The 21,421-nt window shown below is 72.7% G+C and carries 23 protein-coding genes; 15 read left to right on the top strand and 8 right to left on the bottom strand.

From position 1 onward, the window contains the following. Window positions 1–68: 68 nt before the first annotated feature. Entirely contained in the window at window positions 69–482 is a 414-nt protein-coding gene (locus ABT160_RS27110) for an HGxxPAAW family protein (RefSeq protein WP_351650428.1), read from the top strand. Window positions 483–863: 381 nt separating this feature from the next. On the opposite strand, the gene ABT160_RS27105 is transcribed toward ABT160_RS27110, so the two are convergent. Then, the gene (locus tag ABT160_RS27105) at window positions 864–1,337 is read right to left on the bottom strand and encodes an NUDIX hydrolase (protein WP_351650427.1); all 474 of its coding nucleotides are present in this window, start codon (window positions 1,335–1,337) and stop codon (window positions 864–866) included. Between the two features lie 250 nt (window positions 1,338–1,587). Here ABT160_RS27105 and ABT160_RS27100 point away from each other — a divergent pair, with 250 nt between their 5' ends. After that, window positions 1,588–1,959 (top strand): hypothetical protein, encoded by a 372-nt coding sequence (locus ABT160_RS27100; protein WP_351650426.1) that lies wholly within the window; start codon window positions 1,588–1,590, stop codon window positions 1,957–1,959. A 65-nt stretch (window positions 1,960–2,024) separates the two neighbouring features. Here the strand turns inward: ABT160_RS27100 and ABT160_RS27095 are convergent, their stop codons facing one another. Next, a complete protein-coding gene (locus tag ABT160_RS27095; protein WP_351650425.1) occupies window positions 2,025–2,411 on the bottom strand; it encodes a winged helix-turn-helix transcriptional regulator in 387 nt (128 codons plus the stop codon). A gap of 150 nt (window positions 2,412–2,561) precedes the next feature. After that, a complete protein-coding gene (locus ABT160_RS27090) occupies window positions 2,562–2,990 on the bottom strand; it encodes a hypothetical protein (RefSeq protein ID WP_351650424.1) in 429 nt (142 codons plus the stop codon). 669 nt (window positions 2,991–3,659) lie between these two features. Between ABT160_RS27090 and ABT160_RS27085 the strand changes: the two genes are divergently transcribed. From ABT160_RS27085 to ABT160_RS27075, 3 genes are all read left to right on the top strand, one after another. Beyond that, window positions 3,660–4,262: an HAD-IA family hydrolase gene (locus tag ABT160_RS27085; RefSeq protein ID WP_351650475.1), complete on the top strand. Its 603-nt coding sequence runs from the start codon at window positions 3,660–3,662 to the stop codon at window positions 4,260–4,262. 141 nt (window positions 4,263–4,403) lie between these two features. Next, window positions 4,404–4,559 carry a hypothetical protein gene (locus tag ABT160_RS27080; RefSeq protein WP_351650423.1) on the top strand — a complete coding sequence of 52 codons (156 nt, stop codon included), beginning with the start codon at window positions 4,404–4,406 and terminating at the stop codon, window positions 4,557–4,559. 376 nt (window positions 4,560–4,935) lie between these two features. After that, window positions 4,936–6,174, top strand: coding sequence for an NAD(P)/FAD-dependent oxidoreductase (locus ABT160_RS27075; RefSeq protein WP_502984308.1), 1,239 nt, complete (start codon window positions 4,936–4,938; stop codon window positions 6,172–6,174). A 138-nt stretch (window positions 6,175–6,312) separates the two neighbouring features. On the opposite strand, the gene ABT160_RS27070 is transcribed toward ABT160_RS27075, so the two are convergent. Both ABT160_RS27070 and ABT160_RS27065 read right to left on the bottom strand, forming a co-directional pair. Beyond that, window positions 6,313–7,293, bottom strand: a complete 981-nt coding sequence (locus ABT160_RS27070; protein WP_351650421.1) for a zinc-binding dehydrogenase — start codon at window positions 7,291–7,293, stop codon at window positions 6,313–6,315. A gap of 223 nt (window positions 7,294–7,516) precedes the next feature. Continuing rightward, window positions 7,517–8,470: a Vgb family protein gene (locus ABT160_RS27065; RefSeq protein ID WP_351650419.1), complete on the bottom strand. Its 954-nt coding sequence runs from the start codon at window positions 8,468–8,470 to the stop codon at window positions 7,517–7,519. Between the two features lie 304 nt (window positions 8,471–8,774). Here ABT160_RS27065 and ABT160_RS27060 point away from each other — a divergent pair, with 304 nt between their 5' ends. After that, complete coding sequence (locus ABT160_RS27060; RefSeq protein ID WP_351650418.1) at window positions 8,775–9,707, top strand: hypothetical protein; 933 nt, start codon at window positions 8,775–8,777, stop codon at window positions 9,705–9,707. 179 nt (window positions 9,708–9,886) lie between these two features. Further along, on the top strand, window positions 9,887–10,417 hold the full coding sequence (locus ABT160_RS27055; RefSeq protein ID WP_351650417.1) for a DinB family protein: 531 nt from the start codon (window positions 9,887–9,889) through the stop codon (window positions 10,415–10,417). Window positions 10,418–10,430: 13 nt separating this feature from the next. Here the strand turns inward: ABT160_RS27055 and ABT160_RS27050 are convergent, their stop codons facing one another. Then, window positions 10,431–10,745 carry a putative quinol monooxygenase gene (locus ABT160_RS27050; RefSeq protein ID WP_351650415.1) on the bottom strand — a complete coding sequence of 105 codons (315 nt, stop codon included), beginning with the start codon at window positions 10,743–10,745 and terminating at the stop codon, window positions 10,431–10,433. A gap of 11 nt (window positions 10,746–10,756) precedes the next feature. Then, window positions 10,757–11,065: a DUF6959 family protein gene (locus ABT160_RS27045; protein ID WP_351650414.1), complete on the bottom strand. Its 309-nt coding sequence runs from the start codon at window positions 11,063–11,065 to the stop codon at window positions 10,757–10,759. A 110-nt stretch (window positions 11,066–11,175) separates the two neighbouring features. On the opposite strand from ABT160_RS27045, the gene ABT160_RS27040 reads away from it, so the two are divergent. Both ABT160_RS27040 and ABT160_RS27035 read left to right on the top strand, forming a co-directional pair. Beyond that, entirely contained in the window at window positions 11,176–13,329 is a 2,154-nt protein-coding gene (locus ABT160_RS27040; protein WP_351650413.1) for a hypothetical protein, read from the top strand. Window positions 13,330–13,438: 109 nt separating this feature from the next. Further along, complete coding sequence (locus tag ABT160_RS27035; protein WP_351650412.1) at window positions 13,439–14,158, top strand: DUF2625 family protein; 720 nt, start codon at window positions 13,439–13,441, stop codon at window positions 14,156–14,158. Between the two features lie 109 nt (window positions 14,159–14,267). Here ABT160_RS27035 and ABT160_RS27030 read toward each other — a convergent pair whose 3' ends face one another. Continuing rightward, on the bottom strand, window positions 14,268–15,491 hold the full coding sequence (locus tag ABT160_RS27030) for an FAD-dependent monooxygenase (RefSeq protein ID WP_351650411.1): 1,224 nt from the start codon (window positions 15,489–15,491) through the stop codon (window positions 14,268–14,270). A 196-nt stretch (window positions 15,492–15,687) separates the two neighbouring features. On the opposite strand from ABT160_RS27030, the gene ABT160_RS27025 reads away from it, so the two are divergent. The 6 genes from ABT160_RS27025 to ABT160_RS27000 all read left to right on the top strand — a co-directional run bounded on the left by ABT160_RS27025 (window position 15,688) and on the right by ABT160_RS27000 (window position 21,333). Next, on the top strand, window positions 15,688–16,170 hold the full coding sequence (locus ABT160_RS27025; protein WP_351650410.1) for a MarR family winged helix-turn-helix transcriptional regulator: 483 nt from the start codon (window positions 15,688–15,690) through the stop codon (window positions 16,168–16,170). A gap of 291 nt (window positions 16,171–16,461) precedes the next feature. Further along, the gene (locus ABT160_RS27020) at window positions 16,462–17,664 is read left to right on the top strand and encodes a Cmx/CmrA family chloramphenicol efflux MFS transporter (protein ID WP_351650409.1); all 1,203 of its coding nucleotides are present in this window, start codon (window positions 16,462–16,464) and stop codon (window positions 17,662–17,664) included. Between the two features lie 111 nt (window positions 17,665–17,775). Beyond that, complete coding sequence (locus tag ABT160_RS27015) at window positions 17,776–18,192, top strand: hypothetical protein (protein WP_351650408.1); 417 nt, start codon at window positions 17,776–17,778, stop codon at window positions 18,190–18,192. A 259-nt stretch (window positions 18,193–18,451) separates the two neighbouring features. Beyond that, on the top strand, window positions 18,452–19,672 hold the full coding sequence (gene fabV, locus ABT160_RS27010) for an enoyl-[acyl-carrier-protein] reductase FabV (protein ID WP_351650407.1): 1,221 nt from the start codon (window positions 18,452–18,454) through the stop codon (window positions 19,670–19,672). A gap of 37 nt (window positions 19,673–19,709) precedes the next feature. Continuing rightward, a complete protein-coding gene (locus ABT160_RS27005) occupies window positions 19,710–20,162 on the top strand; it encodes a hypothetical protein (protein WP_351650406.1) in 453 nt (150 codons plus the stop codon). A 220-nt stretch (window positions 20,163–20,382) separates the two neighbouring features. Continuing rightward, the gene (locus tag ABT160_RS27000; protein ID WP_351650405.1) at window positions 20,383–21,333 is read left to right on the top strand and encodes a DUF2199 domain-containing protein; all 951 of its coding nucleotides are present in this window, start codon (window positions 20,383–20,385) and stop codon (window positions 21,331–21,333) included. Window positions 21,334–21,421 lie beyond the last annotated feature (88 nt).

Here is a 21,421-nt window from a genome sequence, read left to right as displayed (position 1 = left end):
AGCTCGTGAGATAAATGGTTTCTCCCGAGCCTTCATCCTGCCTGCTCACCACCCCCTCAGGAGCCCCCATGAGCGCCCACGGCGATGTCGACCTCGGCCACACCCTGGCCGGCTGGACCGGAACGGCCCTCGCGATGCTCGGTTCCCTCACCCTGGGCGCGGCGATGTGCCTGCACCTGACCTGGGCAACCCTCCTGGGCGCGGCCCTGACGGCGGCGGCCGCCCTCGTGACGTGGGTCCTGCACCTGGCGGGCTGGGGCAAGCCGTCGGGTCCGCGCCCGGCGGCCGAATGGGACTGGCGGGTCCGCGACACCGCCGCGCGGGGTGGACACACGAACTGCCTGGGCTGCCGACTGGCAGGGCGGGGCGGGCACGCCGGGCACGAGCGGGCGGCGGGGGACGTCGCGCTTCCGTCGTCGCCGTCGTCGCCGGTGTCGGGGGCGTCGCCGATGTCGTCCATGTCGTCTTCGTCGTCGCGCTGAGGATCCACGACCCGGTGGGCGAGGCCTACGGCGGGACGGACCCGTGCGCCCGCCTGCGCCTGGCTGCCCCCGTCACCCGCGTCGGCGCAGGCGCAGGCGGTCGACCCCGCCACCGGCCGCACCTTCGCCCGCCTCCTGGCCACACCGGAGCAGGCTACGGCGCTCTTGGGAGGAGGGGCTTCGCGCGGCGCCTTCAGCGACGAATGAGACGGATGAGACGGATAGCTGGGCGCGAAGGCGTCCGGGTGGCCCGCGTGCCGCGAGGCGCACACGCCCGAGACCGAGAGGTACGCATCGGACAAGATCCGGGCCGCGCGGGGCCGACCGGTACGTGAATCGACGGGTGGGCCGGGCAACGCCGGGGAACTACCCCCGCACGCGTCAGTGCTGCACCAGCCCTCCGACCGCGACGGGGCCGACGTGTCCGGTCGGCGGGAGCTCGCGGGCCAGGGCGATGCCGACATCCACCAGCGAGGAACGGCGCAGTCCTGCCACCTCCTCGTACGGGGTCCACACCGACTCAAGCACCGCGTCGCCCGGTTGGGGCGTGAAGTCGCCGCCGGTGATGCGCACGCCGTAGAAGACCCCGACGTTCTGGTGGTCGGGCTGCCCGGGCACGGTCCGCTCGGCCGAGGGAATGACGCGCGAGTCGACGCCCAGGAGCCGCTCGACGACCGCGCTGCACCCGGTCTCCTCCGCGACCTCCCGGATCACCGCGTCGAAGGGGTCCTCACCCTGCTCGACCCGGCCGCCGGGCAGGGTCCAGTTGCTCGCGCCGTCGTCGGACAGGTGACGGGCGAGCAGGACGCGCCCGTCCTCCACGCATACGGCGTAGGCGGCCAGCCGAAAGGTCATTCACGCACCTCCGAGGGAGAGTCCGGACCCGTGGACCGTCGAACTGCGGGCCAGGAGTGTCGTCGCAGTGACGGTAACGACTGCCACCGAGCGGCGGAAGAGTCCCGCCCGCCCCCGACAGCGCGTACGAAACTACGAAACCCGGTGCACGGGAAAACCGTTCGAAGCGTGGCCGGCTCCCGTGTCAGCATGTGCCGCATGAGCAGGAACACGAACATGAGCATGAGCACGCATACGAACCGAAAGGCCCATGCCGCGTAGTCGGCGGGGCCTCACCACCGGGCCAGGCGCGCACTCCCACCAGGCCCACCCGCGCAACCGAGTCATCGACGGGCTGTCACCGAGCAGCCTGCGGGACATCGACCGGCTGGAGCGCAGCCGCAACTACCTCGCCACGGGCGAGGTCAGCGCGTCGTTGCGCCAGTGGCGGGACTACGTACTGTGTCCCGACACGGAGGCGTGGCACGCGTACGAGTACGGCTATCCCTACCGAGAATGCTGCGGCGACCCCTACGACGCCCGCGCCCTCCTCGACACCGTGCTCCAGGCCCTTCCCCCGCGCAGCGCACGGCAGTTGAGGGCCGTCGTCGCGCGTGTCGACGCACTGTGGAACGGCTCGTAGCGCCGTCCCTTGCCGTCGGCGGGACAGCACCCGGGCGCCCGGGCCCCGCCCCCCGGGCGCCTCCGTCACGAGGCGCGGAAGCGGCCCCGCGCGTCCTCGATGTCGCCGAGGTACCGCTGCGTCCAGTCGCACATCACGTCGACCGCGCTCCGCAGTGCGCGGCCCGGCTCCGTGAGGGTGTACTCGACGCGCGGCGGCACCGTGGGGTGCACCTCGCGGTAGAGCAGGCCGTTGCGCTCCAGCATGCGCAGGTTCTGCGTCAGCATCTTGTGGCTGACGCCGTCGACCTGGTCGCGCAACTCGCTGAAGCGAAGGGTGCGTTCACCGAGCGCCTCGATGATCAGGAGCGCCCACTTGTTGGCGACGTCCGAGAAGATCTCACGGGCCAGCGAGTCGGCCCTCCTGAGGTCGGCGTCCTCGGGCAGGCCCTGGAGTTCCTGTCGCGTACCCATCCGGCCGTCCCCGATCCCACGCCCACGCGGATCGCACACCCACGCGCGAGCCCGCCACCCAACTCCTGACTCTCTCATGGTGACTGAGTTCCCAGAAGAGAGCAAGGCGCTCCAGCCCGCCAACCCTCGCCCCTGTCGTCCCCGTCGCCCCTACCGCACGGTGCGCGGCCGGCCGAAGTAGCCGGCGGCCTCCCCCTTCAGGCAGTTGACCAGGGTGATGCCGCCCAGGGCGATGCCCGCGACGCTCAGGCCGCCGGAACCGGTGACCGCACTGAGCAGACCGTTGGCGGCCACGAGACCACCCACGACAGCGGCGCCGATGCGCACTCCCTGCCTCCCGCTGCGGAACCGCGCGGCCAGCACGATGGCCACGCCCGCCAAGGCCAGGGAAAGCAGCCCGCCCAGGTACAACCCTGCGGCGGAGAGCCCCTCGCCGTCCGCTTCCAGGAGTTCACCGCTCTGTGCCGCCCCCGCCAGGAGGAGCAGGACGCCGCCCAGGACGTTGAGGCCACCGATGACGTACAGCAGCACACGGGACGTCTTGACCGGACCCGGCATCGGCAGCTCCTGCCCCGGCACGCCCGGAGCGTACGGATGCGAGCCGTACGGAGACGGGGAGTGCGGAGACGGAGGGTACGGGTGCGAAGCGTACGGATCGGGGGCGCCCTGGCCCGAGACGTACGGGTTCGGGGCAGACGGCCGTGCGGCGTTCGGATGCGTGAGACTCGGGTTCGCGGGATTCGGATTCGCGGGGTTCACATCCGCGGCGTTCGGGTTGCCCGGGTTGTTCGGGTTGGGGGTTTCCATCGGAATTACTCCTCGGATCGCGGCACAACGGCGTTGCGATCCAGCGTGCGTGGCTTCAGGGGGCGTCGAGGCGAAAGGATCGCACGCCACATGCGGAGGAATTGGCGTTCCGCCGGGTGACGAAGATCATCCCCGGGGTCATCGCGATGATCTTCCTGGCGAGACGAGGACGAAGGTCCTTCGAGAAACCAGCTGCCCGGACAGGGAGTTGGACGTGAGAGACATGCGGCAACCCACACCCCCGGTGACTTTGGTCCTCTATTTATCCGTGACATACAGGTGCACGTGGGGCAACAGAACAGTCACACCTGACCACACCGCCTTGACCGGTTCCCGTGCGGAGAGTCGAAGCTGGCTCGGAAGGGGACAAGGACCAGGTACACGCGACACGGGCGCGACACGCACGGGGGACACCACATGACCACGAACATGACGACGAGCATGACGACGAACTGCGTCATTCTCGACATAGGCGGCGTGCTGGAATACACGCCGGACACGGGCTGGATTCCGCGCTGGGAGCAGCAATTGGAGATCCCGCCCGGTACCGTCCACGCGCGCATGCGCGACGTCTGGAAAGCGGGAAGCGTCGGCACGATCGACGAGAAGGGCGTGCGCGAGGAACTGGCCAAGCGCATGGGATTCGGCACGGAGCAGGTCGACGCCTTCATGGACGACCTCTGGGCGGAGTACCTGGGCAGGCCGAACGAGGAGTTGATCGCTTACGTGCACGGGCTGCGCGGGCGCTGCCGGTTGGGGATCCTGAGCAACAGCTTCGTAGGCGCGCGCGAGCGGGAGACGGCGCTGTACGGCTTCGACGAGTTGGTCGAGACCGTCGTCTACTCGCACGAGGTCGGCATCGAGAAGCCCGATCACCGCTCCTTCGACGCGGTGTGCGACGCCTTGGGCGTACGACACGAGGAGTGCCTGTTCGTCGACGACGTCGCGGTGAACGTGGAGGCGGCCCGGGTCACCGGAATGCTGGGCCACCTCTTCGAGGACAACGCGGGGACGATCAGCCGCATCGAGGCGCACCTGCGCTGAACTGCTTTGGTTGCAGGGCCTCGGTCCGGCTCGGGGTGGGCGGTGCGTCAGTGCGGTGTCAGACCCGGCCGGTACGGTACGTACGTCCGGTTCGGCCGCACCCCCCGTTGCCGCCGAACCGGCCCCTGCCAGACTCGCCCCATGCCCGCCCGACCCTCCGCCGAACTCGTAGGGCAGTGGCCCTTCTTGAGCGTGCACAGGCTGGCCGACGCGTACGAGCGCGGGGAAGCCGTCCCCGCGGTGGCGCTGGTGGTGGCAGCCCTGCCCGACGACGCGGTGCCTCAGCCGCGGCCGTGAGATCCCGGTGTCCGGAGCATCCGGATCCGGCGCGGGCGGGGAAGCGAGCGCGCAGATGCCCCGTACGCCCGCACCATGGCCCCGTACGGTGCACTCCCCCGCATGACGCGAGTCACATCCCTCCCGATGTCACAGTCGGCGGCCCCGCCTCGTCCCGTGTTCGGAAGGCCGGACGGATTCTTCGAAGCCCGGACCGACAAGCGAAGAAGAAGCAGAAACAGAAGCAGAGAGCTCACAGGGCTCAGAGAGCTTCAGAGAGCAGGGGATGGACACCATGGCTGCGGACAAGCACACCGACACCACTCCCGTCATCCGCACGGGCGGCACCGCCGCTCCGGTCCACGTGCTCGTCATCGGCGGCGGCTACGCCGGCGTGATGGCCGCCAACCGGCTCACCCGGCGCGAGGGCGTCGCCGTCACCCTCGTCAACCCGCGTGCCGAGTTCGTCGAGCGCGTCCGGCTCCACCAGCTGGTGGGCGGCACCGACGACGCGGTCACCGACTTCCGGGCCGTGCTGGCCGACGGGGTGCGCCGGGTGGTCGACAGCGTGGCGCGCATCGACGCGGCCGGGCGCACCGTCGAGCTGACCGGGGGCGGGACGCTCGCGTACGACTACCTGGTGTACGCGGTCGGCAGCGGCAGCGCCGACCCGCGCGTGCCGGGCGCGGCGGAGTTCGCGCTGCCGCTCACCTCCTTCGAGGAGGCCACCAGCCTGCGGGCCGCCGTCGACGCCGCTCCCGCCGGGGCGACGGTGACGGTCGTCGGTGCCGGTCCCACCGGCATCGAGACCGCCGCCGAGCTCGCCGAGGCGGGCCGGACCGTGACCCTGGTCTGCGGCAAGGTGCTCGGCCCGTACCTGCACGCGCGGGGCCGCCGCGCCGTGGCCCGTCGCCTGGCCGCGCTCGGCGTGACCGTGCTCCAGGGGGCCGGGGCCGAGGTGAGCGAGGTGACCCGCGACTCGGTGCGCCTCACCGACGGCCGCGAGCTGGCCAGCGGCGTGACCATCTGGAGCGCCGGGTTCGGCGTCCCTGACCTGGCCGCGCGCAGCGGGCTGAGCACGGACGCGCTGGGCCGCCTGCTCACCGACGAGACGCTGACCAGCGTGGACGACGACCGCATCGTGGCAGCCGGGGACTCGGCCGCGCCGTCGGACCTGCCGCTGCGGATGAGCTGCCAGGCCGCGATCCCGCTGGGCGCGCGGGCCGCAGACACGGTGCTGAGCCGCGTCGCGGGGGAACGGGTCGCGGCCCTCAACACGTTCTTCGCCGGCCAGTGCATCAGCCTCGGGCGGGCCACCGGCATCTTCCAGTTCGCGCGGCGCAACGACGTCGCCGTGGGGTTCCACATCGACGGCCGGCTCGGCGCGCGCGTCAAGGAGATGGTGTGCGCGGGCACCCTGAAGCACCTGTCGGGCGAGGCGGGCAAGCCCGGCTCGTACGGTCTGCACAACGTCTCGGACGGCGGCAAGCGGGCGCGCGCCCTGGCGGGGCAGCCGCAGCGCACCGAGGAAGGCCCGGGTGCGCAGGGCGCGGCGCCCGCTCCCGTACAGGCAGCACGGACCGTACAAGCCGTGCAGGAGGTTCAGGAGGCGGAGGGCACGGTCGGCGCTCGTTGAGCATCAGCAGGACCACGGAGGACCGGAGGACCGACGGCCGGTGCCAGCGGATCGGTGCACCGGCCGGGCCGCCGACCTCGGGCCCAGGGCCTCAGCCCTCAAGTCCTCAGGGCACCAAGGCACCGGAGCACCAGGGCCTCAGAGCACCAGCAGGGTCTTCCCCAGGGTGGTCCGGCCCTCGATCGCGGCGTGCGCGTCGGCCGCGCGCTCCAGCGGGAAGGTCTGCCCGATGAGCGGTCGTACGGTGCCCGCCACGGCCAGATCCATTGCTTCTCCCGCCCACCTCGTGACGTGCTGGCCGAAGTCGAAGAGCTGCTCGACGCCGATCACCTCGACGCCCCGCCGCCCCGCCACGTCCGCGTCCACCTCGGTCACTTCACGGCTGGACGCGCCGTGGACGGAGAAGCGGCCGCCGCGCCGCGTCAGGCCGAAGGCCGTACGGCCGACCTCGCCGCCCACCCCGTCGAACACGAGGTCCACGCCCTCCCCGCCGGTGGCCGCCCGCACCTGCCCGGCCCAGTCGGCGGCCGAGTAGTCGACGGCGACCTCCGCGCCCAACTCCTCGACGGCGCGCAGCTTCCGCTCACCCCTGGCGGCTCCGACGACCCTCGCCCCGGCAGCCCGGGCGAGCTGCACCAGGAGGCTGCCGACGCCGCCGGCGGCCGCTTCCACCAGGACCCACTCGCCCGGCTGGACCGCCGCCCGTTCGACCAGGCCCCGGGCCGTCGCGCCGTCGCCGTACAACGCCAGCGCCTCCGGCAGTTCGAGGCCGTCGGGTACGGGGAACAGGGCGGCGGCGGGCGCGACGGCCCGCTCCGCGAAGCCGCCCGTCAGGCCGTCACCGCCGGTGGGGGCCACGACACGACGGCCGAGCCACGCGGGGTCGCCGCCCGGGCCGACGGCCCCCACACGACCCGCCACCAGGCCCCCGGGGACGTACGGCAGCGGGGGCTTCGCGTGCCAGGGGTCGGTACCGCGCCGCATCTGCGTCTCGATGAACGACATTCCCGCGACGGCCACCTCGACGAGTACCTCCCCGGCCTCCGGTACGGGTTCGGGCGCGTCGCCGAGGACCAGTTCCTCGGGACCTCCGAAGCGGTGCACTCGGACGACTCTCATCACGTACTCCCAGGGGTGTCGGGGCCGGCCCTGGTGGGCGGCCCTTTCCGGTTCTGCCGGGCCTGCCGGGCCCTACGGGTCGGCGCCGTCGGCGTGGACTCCCCTGATCGTTCAACCTCGATCGCTGTTGAGGTCAAGCGCGGCCGCTCCCCCGCGCACTTCTCGACCCCGGCGCTTCGTGATGTCGACACTCCGGAACTCCAGCAAGGCTCACGGCTCCCGTTCAGCTGCCGTCCGCCGGGCGGTCGTCCACGGCGACCCGGGCCAGCGCCCCGGTCTCCAGCGCCGTCCACACCGCACCGTCCGGTCCCACCGCGATGCCATGGGGTTCGCTTTCAGGGGTGGGGAGTTCGTAGTGGCTGAACCTGCCGTCCGGGGTGACCCTTCCGATCCTGTTGCCGCCCCATTCGGTGAACCAGGCCGTACCCGAGGTGTCGACGGCGATCCCGTGGGGCCGGGCCGCGCGGTCGGGCAGCGGGTACTCGGTGAGCCTCCCCTCCGGCGTCAACCGTCCGATCTGCCCCGCGGCGATCTCGGTCCACCAGACACTGCCGTCCGGACCCGTCGCGATGCCGACCGGTGCCGCGCCCGCGGTGGGCAGTTCGTGGACGGTGACGGTCCCGTCCATGTCGATGCGGCCGAGGGCGTCGGCCTGGTTCATCGTGAACCACATCGACGTCTGGTCGCCGGCGATGGCGGAGGGGAACGCGCTGCTCAGCGGTAGCCGGTACTCCGTGACCGTCCCGTCAGTGCCCAGGCGCCCGATGCGGTCGCTGTTCATCTCGGTGAACCACAGGGCACCGTCGGGGCCTGCGGCGATCCCGAAGGGGGCGCACTCTTCGGTCGGCAGCGCGAACTCCGTCACCTCGCCCGCCGTCGTGATCCGTCCGATCCGGTGCGCCCGGTACTGCGTGAACCACAACGCGCCGTCCGGCCCGGCGCAGACGACCGACGGGCCGCAGTCCGGCGCGAGTTGATGGACGACGGGCACCTCCCCAGGGACCAGCCGGCCGATCCCGCCGCTGTGCACCAGGGTGAACCACAGGGCGCCGTCAGGTCCGGTGGTGAGCGCGTAGGGGCCGTCGCCCGGGCCCGCGACCCTGTACTCGCGGACGTACTCCTGCGCTTGCCCGTGGGCTTGACGCTGTGCGTGCCCATGGCCCGCGTGCTCCGTCATGCGTTCCGCTCCCCGTCTTCGACCTCGCGCGGCCCGGAGCCCGTTCGCACATCCGGTTCACGCTCCACGACTTCTCGCTCCGTTCCCCCGGCTTCTAGCCTGATCGGCGGAAAGAACACCACTTCGCGCAAGACGGCCGCGGTTCGTGGTGATCGATGACTCCAGCGCGTGAACGCGCGCGAAGCATGGCCAAGACACGGATCCGCGACCCGGGCCCGACGCGTGCCCGGCGAGCGACACGGGTAGAGCGCGTAGAGCGGGTGGAGCAGCACCGGAGCGGATCCAACGCATGAGGGGCGGCGGAGTGGACGCGATCGGAAGTTGGGTCGGCACGGCAGTGGGGGCCCTGCTGGTGGTGCTGTCCGTCGCCGTCGTGGTGCGCTTCCGGCACACGCTCACGCGGGCACGGGCGGCGCTCGCGGCGACCGCGGGACCCGTGCGGCCACCGGAGCAGGGACTCGACCTGTACGAACTTGGGTACTTGCGCCGTGAACTCAGCGGCGGCTTCGTGCTCGCCGCCGCGCTGGTGCGCATGCACGCCGAGGGGCGGCTGGCCCTGGTCGAAAAGCAGTACTCGGGCTACGACTTCCGGGTCGTCGACGCCGTTCCGCGCGACGAGGCCGAGACGTTGCTGCTGAAGTTGCTCGACACGCGCCGGGGCAACCTCCCCCCGTACGTCCACCTCTGCGGCTGGAAGGACGACCCGTTTCCCGTGCTGCACGAACGCCTGGTCGTGGACGGGCTGTTCCGTGAGCTCGGGCTGCCCGAGGGCATTCCGTCCGGCGCGCCCCGGGCCGCGGCCTGGCGGGCGGCGCGGCGTGACATCGACCGGCTGCGCGCGCCCGTCGTCATCACGCTCGTCGCGGCGGGTGGTCTCGCGGCGCTGATGTTCGGGGCGTGGCTGCCGTTCGCCGTCCAACTGGTCGCACTGGTCTGCGCGGAGGTCTGGTACGCGCGGTCACGCCCGGTGGACGAGTGGGAGGCGAGGAAGGGGCCGTCCGGACAGTGGGGCCCGACCGCTGCGGGGCACGCGGCGGTGGAAAGGGCGATGAGCGCCCAACTTCCGCCGGATGAGAAGATGTTGCGCAAGGTCGCTTGGATCGGCCTGGATGGGCTGCCGGACAGCCACCCGCTCTATCCCGCGCCCAGGCCGGTCGTGCCGCACCAGGACCGCCCCCCTGAGCCCGAGCCCGAACCCCAGATCAACTTCGACCCACCGGGACTCGGCGGGCTCTGAACACCCACGGTCTCCGCGTCCCTGTCTGTCCGGCGGGCGGTACGGGCATGCGGGTTCGGTTCGGTTCGGTCGCCCTGCCGCACCGGTTACTTCCGCACGCGCGGGCAGTCTCCGTCTCGTACAGCACTCACCGGGACGACTTGCGACAACTGCCCAGACCGATACTGAGGGTGACGACGATGACCGACGACACGAACAGCGGCACCACCCCGGCGCTCCGCACCGAGGCCGAGGCGCTGCTGCACTTCCTGAGCGGCCAGCGGCGCCACGTCCTCGGGATCCTCGAAGGCCTGGACGAGGAGGCGCTGCGTCGACCGGTGCTGCCCTCCGGATGGAACTGCCTGGGTCTGGTGCAGCACCTGGCGCTGGACGTCGAGCGCTTCTGGTTCGGCGCGGTCGTCCTCGGCGACAAGGACGTCATCGACAGCCTGCCGCACGGGGACGAGGGCTGGACCGTCGGATTGGAGACCGCGTCCGCGGAGGTGTTCGCCCAGTACCGACGAGAGATCGAGCGCGCGGACGCGGTGATCACCACGACGGCGATCGACGCGCCGCCTGCGTACTGGCCCCGCGAACTGTTCGGCGAGCCGCACCTGCACTCGCTGCGTGACGTACTCCTGCACGTCATCACGGAGACCGCGTGCCACGCCGGTCACCTCGACGCGGTACGCGAACTCCTCGACGGCCACCGCTGGCTCGTACTGACGTAGTGACAGTGGCCGCTCAGGCCAACGGCTCGGCCACCAGCCGGAGCACCTGCGCCGGCCCGGCGCGGAACGCGCGGTTCGAGGCATCGGCCTCGACCATGTGCGGGGCGGCGTCGTGCGCGTCGAGCGCCGCCTGCGAGGCCCAGCGCTCGACGAGGACGAAGCGGTCGGGATCGTCGGCGACCTGGTGCATGTCGTACTGGAGGCACCCCTCCTCGGCCCGCACGAGGGGCGCGAGCCGCTCGAAGGCGGCAACCTGCTCCTTGCCCAGACCCGGGCGGGTGGCGATGAGGATGACGAGCGAGACGGGGGTCGCTGCGGACTGGGACACGGGGCGGGGTCCTAACGGTCGGTGGGGTTGGTGGGATGGGCTGCCGGGCCTGAGTGGTACGGGAGCGGGATCGCGTGGGCGTGGAGCGCGGTGGCGTAGCGCTCCAGCAGGCCGTCGAGGTCACCGAGGAGAAACTCCGCGGCCTCGTGCGCTTCGTCGACCTCTCCCCTTGCGGCGAGGTCGACGATCTCGGCGACGTCGGCCCTGATGATGGACAGGGAGTCGCCCTGGACGAGCACGCCCGGGAAGTTCCGCCCGGGCAGGCGCACGACGGCGTTGTTGCCAGCGTCGGTGAAGAGTTCGGCCTCGATGCGTTCCATCGGAACATCCCAGCCGACGGCTCCGGTCCGGGGCCACTGCTTTTCCTGCCTGCTCGTCCGGCGTCCGGCGTCCAGACGGCGTTGTCAGTGGTGGGTGTCACCATGCGTGCATGGAACTCGCACAGCCGCTCGACCACGTGAGCAACCTGCCCTGGGCCTCCTTCTCGCACGCGTACGGCAGCGCGGAGGACGTGCCCGATCTGCTGCGCGCCCTGGCCGGTGCCGATGAGGCCGCGGCCGACGAGGCGCTGTCGGAGTTGTACGGGTGCGTGCTGCACCAGGGGACGGTGTACGGCGCCAGTGCGCAGGCCGTGCCGTTCCTCGCCGGGATAGCGGCGGCCGGTCACCGTACCGCTGACGTACTGGCCCTGCTCGGCGGTATGGCCGAGAGCGAGGACGAGTACGGCGTGGAGCCGGGGTCCGTGCGTGCCGCCGTGGCCGCGCAGTTGCCCCTGCTCCTGCCGCTGGTGGCCGACGCGGTGCCCGAAGTGCGGCGTACGGCTGTCTGGGCCGCATCGCACACCGGGGTTGCCGGCACCGTGCTGCCCGTGCTCCGGGCACGCTGGCCGGTGGAGGACGAGCCCGGCGTGCGGGTCGAGTTGCTGAGCGCGCTCGTGCGACTCGACGCCGCGGCCGGGCTGGGAGCGGCCGCCGGCGTCCTGGTGCCGGCCGAGCCTGCCGAGGTGCGGCTGGCGGCGGTGTTCGCGCACCTCGACGCGGGCGCCGCGTGGACCGGACTCCTGCACACGACGATGCTGGCGCTCCTGCCCGCCGACGACCTGCGCTCCGACCTGGACCTGGGGCGCTCCGAACCACTGGCCGACGTCGTCGAGGCCTTGGTGGAGCGGGGCAGCGAGGAGGACCGGGAGGCCGCGTTCGCGCTCGTCGACGCGGCATTGCGGGACGGCAGGGCAGAGGTGCGGGCCGAGGGTCTGTGGGCCGCCGACCGCGCCTGTGCGCTCTCCCGCAGCGCACCGGTGCGCCTGTTGGAGGGCCTGCGCGCGGCGGCCGTCGACGAGCGGTCCGTCGTCGTCATGGCGTCCCTGCTCGGCAGGCTGGGCCCGGTCGCCGCACCCGTCGCGGACGTGCTCGTCGAGGTCGCGCGGCGCGACCCGGAGCACGTCGACGACAAGGCCGACCAGGCGCTCGCGGCGCTCGTGCTCGTCGCACCCGCCGTAGCGGTCCCGCACCTCACCGCGGGCCTGGGGCGGCGGCCGCGGGCGCTGGACGCGGCCGGTGGACTGCACGCGGCCGACGCCGCCTTCCCCTTCGACCCGGCCCTCCTCGACGCCGTACGCGAACGCCTCGCCCGACCCGAGGCCCTGACCGGGAACGAGCCCTGGCACCTGACCGCCCTGCTCGCGGGCTGGGGCACGTCCGCCGCACCGGCCCTGCCCGAACTGTGCGCCGCACTCCCCCACTACCCGAGCCAGGCCGCCCGGGCCATCGCGTCCGTCCTGACCGGCACCCGAACAGACGGTGACCTGGCCGCAGACCGCGCGCGGGCCGTCGCCGCGCTGCGGGCGGCAGCCGGGAAAGGGTCACTCCAGGCGGCGGAAGCCGTGAACGCCCTCACCGGCGACGCCGGCCCCCTGCTGGGCCGTATCGAGCACCAACTGCGCGTCGACGGAAGCGACGTGGCAGAGGCCGCCACCGCCTTGGAGCCTCTCGGCCCGCGCGGGGCCGCGCTCGTTCCGGCCCTGCGAGCGGCGTTCAGCGGCCCTGAGGAGCCCCTCTCGCCCGCGCTGGACGCGGACACGGCGATCGCCCGGGCATTGTGGTCCCTGACCGGAAGGGCGGACGAGACGGTCGCCGTGCTGGCTTCGGTCTTCGCCCGGGCGGCGGGCGGTGCGTGGACACGCTGGCAGGTGGTGCGGGCTGCTCGCGCGGCGGCGGCCGTGGGTCCGGAGGCGCGGTCGCTGGTCCCGCACGTGGAGGCCGTGCTGGACGACCCGCAGCAGGCACCGGCGGCGGTCCTGGCGCTCCTGGCGGTGGCGGATCCGGCCCGGCTCGACCACGCGGCGCTCGCGGATGCGGCGTTGCGCTCCGCGGAGTGGGACGCCGACGCGCCGGGAGCCTGCGACGCCCTGGAAGCCCTCGACACGGCCGCGTCGGGTACGGAATGGAGTACGGACCACCTGCGTCGCCTGGCCGAACTCGCCGACGGGGACCGTCGCGTCGTCCGCTCGGGCCTGGCGAACCGCATCATCGCCGAGGACGAGGTACTGCGGAGTCGGGCCCGGGCGCTCATACCGTCCGCGTGAGGCACTGTCCGAGCGGGACACCCTCTGGGTGTGGCCATGACCGGCCCCGGGGCTCTGAGCGCGCGGGGGCAGCTCCCGCTGGCGGTCGCCCGGGTGCGACGATGCGGAGATGTACGAGGACCATCAACTGATCGACGTCGACGATCCCGCGTGGCCGCACCTCCTCCGGGAACTCTCCGGCACCGACGTACCCGTGGAGGTGCTGCCCGCCGATCCCGTGGCAGCCCGGGCCACCCTGCTGCAACTGCGGGTCTCCGCGCGGTCGAACCTGGGTGGCGTCGCACTGAACTGCGGCGGTCTGGTGGTGGACGGTGGCTGGCTGCGGATCCTCGGGAGCCCGGGCGACGGCGGAGTCCCGGGGCTGGCCGGGGTCAACGCGATGCCGTCGGCGTTCGATCCCGCCTGGAGCCCCGGTGCCGGTCTCGTGGTCGCGTACGACGTGCTGGGAGGGGTGTTCGTCCTCAACGGGGGCGATCCGCGTGAGGTCGGTCGGCCCGGTGACCCGGGCGAGGTCCTGTACTTCGCCCCTGACGCGCTCCGTTGGGAGGCCTTCGGCGCCGGCCACTCGGCGTGGCTGTCCTGGGTCTTCTCCGGAGGGCTGCGGGAGTTCTACGGCGAACTGCGGTGGGACGGCTGGCCCGGTGAGGTCTCGGCGCTGGACGGCCGGCAGGGCCTGTCGTTCTTCCCGCCGCTGTGGTCGGCCGAGGCCCGCCAGGACCTGTCGGCGACCAGCCGCCGCGCGGTGCCCATGGCGGAGCTCCTCGGCATGAGCCGCGACGCGTGTCTCCAGTTCGACGGCACTGACCCGGGCTTCCTCGGAGTCGTATGAACGGGGGCGTGTGCACTGAGCGGGGGCGCGTGAACGGAGGCGCGTGAGGTGAATGGAGGCGCGTGAACCGGCCCGCTCCGTAGCGGTGGGTGCGGGCCGGGCCCGGCCGTCACCGCAGTGACGCGTACTCCGGGAGCAGCAGGTCCGAGTGGGCGTCCCGGCCCGCCTCGGCGCCCGATGTGGCCAGTTCCTTCTCCAGGGCGCCCGGGTCGCGCAACAGGGCGTTGCGGGCGTCCAGTTGCTCGCGCGTCGTGGGGGTCACCACGGTGCCGCCGCCGGTGGCCAGCGCCTGGTTGCGCTCGGCGAAGGGGCGTATCCGCCGCTCGTACGCCGTGAAGGCCTCGGCGTGGTTGGTGTGCGCGGCCAGTTCCCCGGCGAGGACGTACGCGCCGACGAGCGCGACGCTGGAGCCCTGTCCGGAGAGGAACGAGGTGGCGTGGGCGGCGTCACCGGCGAAGGCCACGCGCCCGTGCGACCAGGCCGGCAGGTGGATCTGGCTGACGACGTCGAAGAACAGGTCGTCGGCGTCCCCCATCGCCGCGACCAGGCGCGGTACGTGCCAGACCTGCTCGGGGAAGCGCGCGGCGACCAGTTCACGCTGGGCCTCCGGGTCGCGGAAGGCGTCGAGGGGAGGGACGTCCCGGGTGAAGGTGAGGAAGCCGTGGATGCGGTCGGACGGTTCGTGGGCGTAGAGGACCGCGCTGCGGCCCACGTCGTTCCAGATGACGCCCTCGTGGGCGAGCCCGAACTCGTTGGGGAGGGTGAAGCCGGCGAAGACGTGCCCGAGGTAGTGGTGGAAGGGCTCCTCCGGGCCGAGTGTGAGGCGGCGCGTGTGGGAGTGCAGCCCGTCGGCTCCGATCACGAGGTCGAAGGTGCGCCGGGTGCCGCTGTCGAACACGACGTGGACCGCGTCGCCGTCGTCGTCCAGCGCCGCGATGGAGTCCTCGAAGAGGAACTCGACCCGGCCGCGCAGCGGTTCCTGGAGCGCGTCGGCCAGGTCGCCGCGGCGCACCTCCAGGTCGAGACCGGCCTCGCCGCCGGTCATCTGCTCGGGGCGCAGCGAACCGACGGTCCGTCCCGCGGTGTCGAGGAAGGTGACGCGCCGGGTGTCGACGTGGGCGGCGCGCAGGCGCGGCGCGAGTCCCATGCGGTCCACGACCTCGCGGGCGGTGCCGCGGATGTCGATGGCGTAGCCGCCGCCCCGGACGGCGGCGGCCTTCTCGACGACGGTCACGTCGAATCCGTACCGGTCGAGCCAGTACGCGAGCGCGGGGCCCGCGATGCTGGCGCCGGAGATCAGTACGCGACGGGCGCGTCGTGACGTGGTGTTCATGGCCTCTCGATTCCCCGGCGGGCGTTCCCGTCGGCATGTCGGAAGAGCAGGGCGAACGCATGCAGCGCATCGCACGCATGGAGCGCGAGAAGATACGTACCTCAGGTACCTTTATTGAGCGCAGACGTCGCCCACAAGGGCGGCCGTCGCACCCCACCGTACAGATACCTAACTCAGGTATGCAAATGGAGGACCCATGCCCGAGCCGACGGAGCCACGCCCCGACCTCCTCTCCGTGCTGCCGAGGATCACCCGGCTCAGCGCGGCCGTCACCCGGGGTCGCCTCGTCGAGCACGCCGCCGAACAGGCGGGCCTCGCGCGCGACCGCGGCTCGTTGGGCGTGCTGACCACCCTCCGTACGGCCGACAAGCCCCTGCGGGTCGGCGAGATCGCCGAACGGATGCAGGTCGTGGGCCCGCACATCACCCGCCAGGTGCAGGCCCTGGAGAAGCGCGGCCTGGTCCGCCGCGTCCCCGACCCGCACGACGCCCGGGCCCGCCTCATCGAACTCACCGACACCGGAGCCGAGGCCGTCAACCGCTACCTCACCAGCCTGCTCGGCTGGTTCGCCGACGCGCTCGCCGACTGGCCCCGGCAGGACCGCGACGACCTGGTGCGCCTCCTCGCCCGCTTCGCGGACGACGTGACGACGCACCTCAGCCGCCTCGACGAGTCCTGATGTCTCCGGGTGGTGCGATGACACGCCGCCCGACCCCACAGGCCCGTGCCATGAAATCAAGGTGATTCCGCCGGGAGCGGTCGGGTAGCGTGCGGGCCATGTCGAGTCCCGAGTCGGACAGGGTGGGGGCTTTCGGTCACCCGTCAGCCCCCTGAACCACTGAGTCCGCAGCGCTGAGTCCGTAGCACTCAGCTGCTGCCGACGAGCCGCGCGGCCGGACGCGTGTGCCCCGGGCTGACCAGGGTGACGAGATGACCACCTCTCGTGCCTCTCCTCATCCCGGAGCACTCGATGCCACTCCCGCTCTACCTCCTCGCCATGGCCGTCTTCGCCATGGGCACCTCGGAGTTCATGCTCGCCGGACTCCTGCCGGACATCGCCGCCGACCTCGACGTCACACTGGCGTCGGCGGGCACCCTCACCTCCGCCTTCGCGATCGGCATGGTCGTCGGCGCCCCGCTCGTGGCCGCGCTCGCGCGCGACTGGCCCCGGCGCACCGGCCTGCTCGGCTTCGTCCTCGCCTTCGCCGCCGCCCACGCCGTGGGCGCCGTCACCACCAGCTTCCCGGTCCTGTTCGCCACCCGGATCGTGGCCGCCCTCGCCAACGCGGGCTTCCTCGCCGTCGCCCTGACGACCGCCGCCGCGCTGGTCCCGCCGGACAAGAAGGGCCGCGCGCTGGCCGTACTGCTGTCCGGCACGACCGTGGCCACCGTCGTCGGGGTCCCCGGCGGGTCGGCACTCGGCCTGTTGCTGGGCTGGCGCGCCGCTTTCTGGGCCGTCGCCGCGCTCTGCCTCCCGGCGGCGCTCGGCATCCTGCGAGCGGTTCCGGCAACACGCGCCGAGGAGGCCGGAGTCGTCACGACAGTCAGCGGTGGAACGACAGTCAGCAACGGACCGACCCTCCACGCCGAACTCGCCCAACTCGCGCGCCCACGACTGCTCCTGGCAATGCTCCTCGGAGCGCTGGTGAACGCGGCCACGTTCGCGAGCTTCACCTTCCTCGCCCCCGTCGTGACCGGCACCGCGGGTCTGGGCACAGGATGGGTCTCCTTCGCCCTGATGCTCTTCGGCACCGGTTCCCTCGCCGGGGTCACCGTCGCCGGGCGCCTGTCCGACCGGCGGCCGGGCGCGGTCGTCGCGGTCACCGGGCCACTGCTGCTCCTGGGCTGGCCGACGCTGGCGCTGCTGGCCGATCGGCCGCCCGCCCTGTTCGCCCTCGTGTTCCTCCAGGGCGCCGTGTCGTTCGCGCTCGGCAGCACCCTGATCACGCGGGTCCTCTACGAAGCCTCGGAAGCCCCCACCATGGGCGGTTCCTACGCGACGGCCGCGCTCAACTCCGGCGCCACCGCCGGCCCCCTCCTCGCCGCGACCACCCTCGGCACGGCGGCCGGGACGCTCGGGCCGCTGTGGACGAGCGGAGCCCTGATCGCCCTCGCGCTGTGCGTGATGCTCGCCTTCCGCGGGCTCCTCACGCTCCGTACGTCACCGGCGTGACGTTCCGTACGAGACGGGCGTGACGTTCCGTACGGGGCCGGCATGACGTTCCGTACGGGACCGACGTCACGGCGCAAGGCCTCCCGCGGGCGACGCGTAACCTCTTGGGCCATGTGCTACCACACGTTCAACGGCGCCTTCCGGCACTACGTGTGCGTCACGTGCCGACTCTCCTTCAAGACCAGCGCGTGGCCGATCCGGAAGCGCGTCTGTCCCGACTGTCGTGAGCAACTCGTCTACGCAGGCTATGACTTCGCCGCGCCCCGGCGACGCGATGCGAAGGCTTGGTCCGTCGTGGCGACCGTGCTCGCGGAGGGGCTGACCTACGATCACCGACCGGGCTGCGGCTGCTCGCGGCTCCCCTCGTTCCGGCCCCGCACCCCGGCTCAAGTGCGGGTGCGCCGACGCGCGGCCGAGCGGCTGGGCCTGCCCCTGTCGGTGGTCCTGGCCCGCCGCGACGCCTTCACCCCGGAGAGCCGCGACGAGGACCACCGCCCGCCCTCAGCCACCAAACTCGAGAAGGCATGAGGCCTGATGCCTGAGCCCCGCGCCGAACAGTGACCGACGGGTGACGGTCCAGCTGAAGTCCCGATACCCCGCGCCGCCCCCGTCCACAGTGGCCGGACGCTCCAAAACGCGTACGCGAACCTTGTCCCCCGCCGGATCACGTCCCGCCGCCCGCCCACCACAGACTTGCAGCACCCGGTGCGCCGGCGGTCGCGGTACATCCCCGGCGGCCCGTCGCCGCCCCTCGGGATCCGTATCCGTCGATGCAAGGAAAGCCATCGTGAGCGAGCGCGTTCTCACCCCCCGCAACCGCGGGTTCCTCTTCCTCGACGCGCACCCCACGGGGTGCGCGCGAGTGGTGGCGGACATGTGGGACGCCTGTCCCGGGCCCGTGGCCGCGCCCGAGGGGGACGGGCCGGTCGCGCTGGTGATCGGGTCCTCCGCCGGGTACGGCCTGGCGGCCGTGGTCGCCGGTCTCAAGCGTGCCGGGATCCGCGGTGTCATGGTCTCCTTCGAGAAGGCGCCGACCGAACGCCGTACCGCCACGGCCGGTTGGTACCGCACCGCGGCCACGGCGGACCTCGCCCGCGCCGCCGGCCGGGACCTGGTCTTCCTGAACGGCGACGCGTTCTCGGACGACCTCAAGGACCAGGTGGCGGACATCGTCGAGCGGCGGTTCGGCGGCAGGGTCGACCACCTCGTCTACTCGGTGGCCGCGCCCCGGCGTACGGACCCGGACACCGGGGCCACGTACGCCTCCGTCCTGAAGCCGGTCGGCGCGGCCCACCGCACCAAGACCCTGGTCTTCGACGACCAGGGTTCCGGCGAGGTGCGCGAGGTCGAGACGGCCCCGGCGGAGGGGGACGACGTGGAGCAGACCGTCGCGGTGATGGGCGGCGCGGACTGGGAGCGGTGGGTCGACCGGCTGGCCGTCCGGGGGCTGCTCGCCGAGGGGTTCAGCACCGCCGCGCTCTCGTACATCGGCTCGCCCCTGACCTCGGCGATCTACCGCCGGGGCACCATCGGCGCGGCCAAGGCCCACCTGGAGGCCACCGCCCGCGCGCTCGACGAGCGGCTCGGCAAGGAGGTGCGCGGGCGGGCCGTGACCTCGGTCAACGGCGCCGCGGTCACGCAGTCGTCCACCGCCATCCCGGGCATCGCCCTCTACACGGGCCTGCTGCGCGGCGTACTGGGAGCCGCCATGGTCCCGCCGGTCGACCAGCTCGCCGCCCTCTGGGACCAGCTCACCGGCGCCGCGCCGCTCACCGTGGACGACGAGGGGCGGGTCCGCCTCGACAGCTGGGAGCTCTCCGACGAGGTCCAGGCCGCGGTGGCCGCCCGCTGGGAGGCCGCCACGACCGGCACCGTCGCGGACCTGGCCGACCTGGACTGGTTCCGGGCCGAGGTGCGGCGCCTGTACGGATTCTCGGTCCCGGGCGTCGACTACGCGGCGGCGGTACGGACGGACGTGGCGTGGCCGTCCGCGTCGGCCGTGTCCTGACGCCGGGGGCCTCTCGGCGACGCCGCCCCAGGCACCGATGCCCGGCCCGGACGACGGCAGGGTCAAGGCGTACCGCAAGCAGGCACGCGAAGGGACGCTGCCGCCCGTCCTGTTGTGGTGGGTGAGCGGCCTCGACTGCCACCTCGTCCTGGACGGTCACGCACGGCTCGCGGCGGCCGTCGCGGAGGACCTGGAGCCCTCGCTGCTGCACCTGGACCGGGCGCTCCCGCACGACGAGCTGGCCGCGGGCTTCGAGCGGGCGGCGGACTTCTACGCGTACGAACTGGAACGCTTCGCCCGGCTCCGCGACCGCCACGGCCCCACCGTCCCGGACGGCACGGTCACCGCGGGGCCGCAGCTCGCGCGGCTGATCGCCGGCGTCGAAGCCGGGCGGCGGCCGACCCTGGCCTGGCCGCTGCCCGGCGGGACGGAGGAGTGGGAGCACACGGTCGCGCAGGTGACGGGGCGGCGGAGGTGGCCGCGGGGCTGAGTTCCCGGAGAGGCGCCCGGCCCGGGCGCGGGCTGAGACGGCTAGGACGGCTGAGACGCTGGAGAGTGGCCAGCTCCGGCGTCCGGCGCAGACCGAGACCCCCGGGAAGCGAGCAGCCCCGACGCAGGCTGAGACCCCCCGAGAAGCGTCCACCCCCAGCGCTCGACGCAGACCGAGACCCCCGGGAAGCGACCAGCCCCGCCACGCATAGAGTGCGCGGGTGACTGCGCACCTTCCCACCTGCTCCTGCTGCGGCGACCCGCTCGACGACTCGCGGCGCATCGACGTCGGCTTCAACCTGCCCGACGCCGCGCTCGGCGTGCCCGAGGAGGCCCGGCACCACCTCTCCGTACGCGCTCTGCTCCGGGTCGACGGTGCCGGTTGCTTCATACGGTGCCTGCTGTCCGTCCGGCTGACGCACGACACGGAGCTCGTCCTGGGCATGTGGCTCGAGGTGGACGAGGCGACGCTGCGGCGCGCCGACGAACTGTGGGAGGCGCCGGGCTACGCCGGCTTCGCCTTCCGGGGCAGGATCGCCAACGTGATCCGGCCCTGGGGCGAGGACGTCCTCGGCGCCGAGGTCACCGCGCGCGTCGCGGACGTCGACGAACTGCCCTACCTCGTCACCGGCCACTCCCCCGCCGCGGCCCGCCTCCTGGAGGAGGTCTGGGACCGCGACCACGTCCTCAGCCGCTTCCCGATGCCCCTCCCGGTCGATGTGCGCACGTCCCTCGACGACGGCTGGTGGGTGGTGCGGACCGCCGGACTCAACGCGTACTTCGAGGACGGCTACGACCACTTCGCGGGCCCGGACCGCAGCGCCGCGGTGAACCTGATGCGGGACGACGTCCCCGGCCGCGCGCCCGCCGACTTCCTCGCGGTGCTGCTCGACGGCGCCCCCGACAAGCTGCCCGCGCAACGCCTGACCGAGACCGTCCCCGGCGGCCTGCGGTACGCGTTCTGGCTCACCCCCGCCGACCACGGCCGCCCCCGGCACGAGCTCTACGGCTTCACCGTGGCGGCCGGATCCGGTAACGGTAGCGGTAGCGACGCCGGCTCCCCGCTCGCCTCCGCCGCCGGTGTCTTCTGCACCTTCGAGGACGCGGCCGAGCTTGCCTGGGCCCAGACGGTGTGGCGGTCGCTGGAGTACGACCCGCGCGCGGCCCCCTAGGGCGTGTCTGATGGCTCTTTGGCGAGGTCCCGGAGCCAGATGATGAGGGCTGCGGTGGCCAGGGTGCCGTGGAATATGTAGTCGCGTT

It is taken from the genome of Streptomyces sp. NPDC001941 (genome assembly GCF_040296945.1).
Lineage (GTDB): Bacteria > Actinomycetota > Actinomycetes > Streptomycetales > Streptomycetaceae > Streptomyces.
The sequence above is the reverse complement of the archived record's forward strand: the minus strand, read 5'-3'. Positions and strand labels throughout refer to the sequence as shown.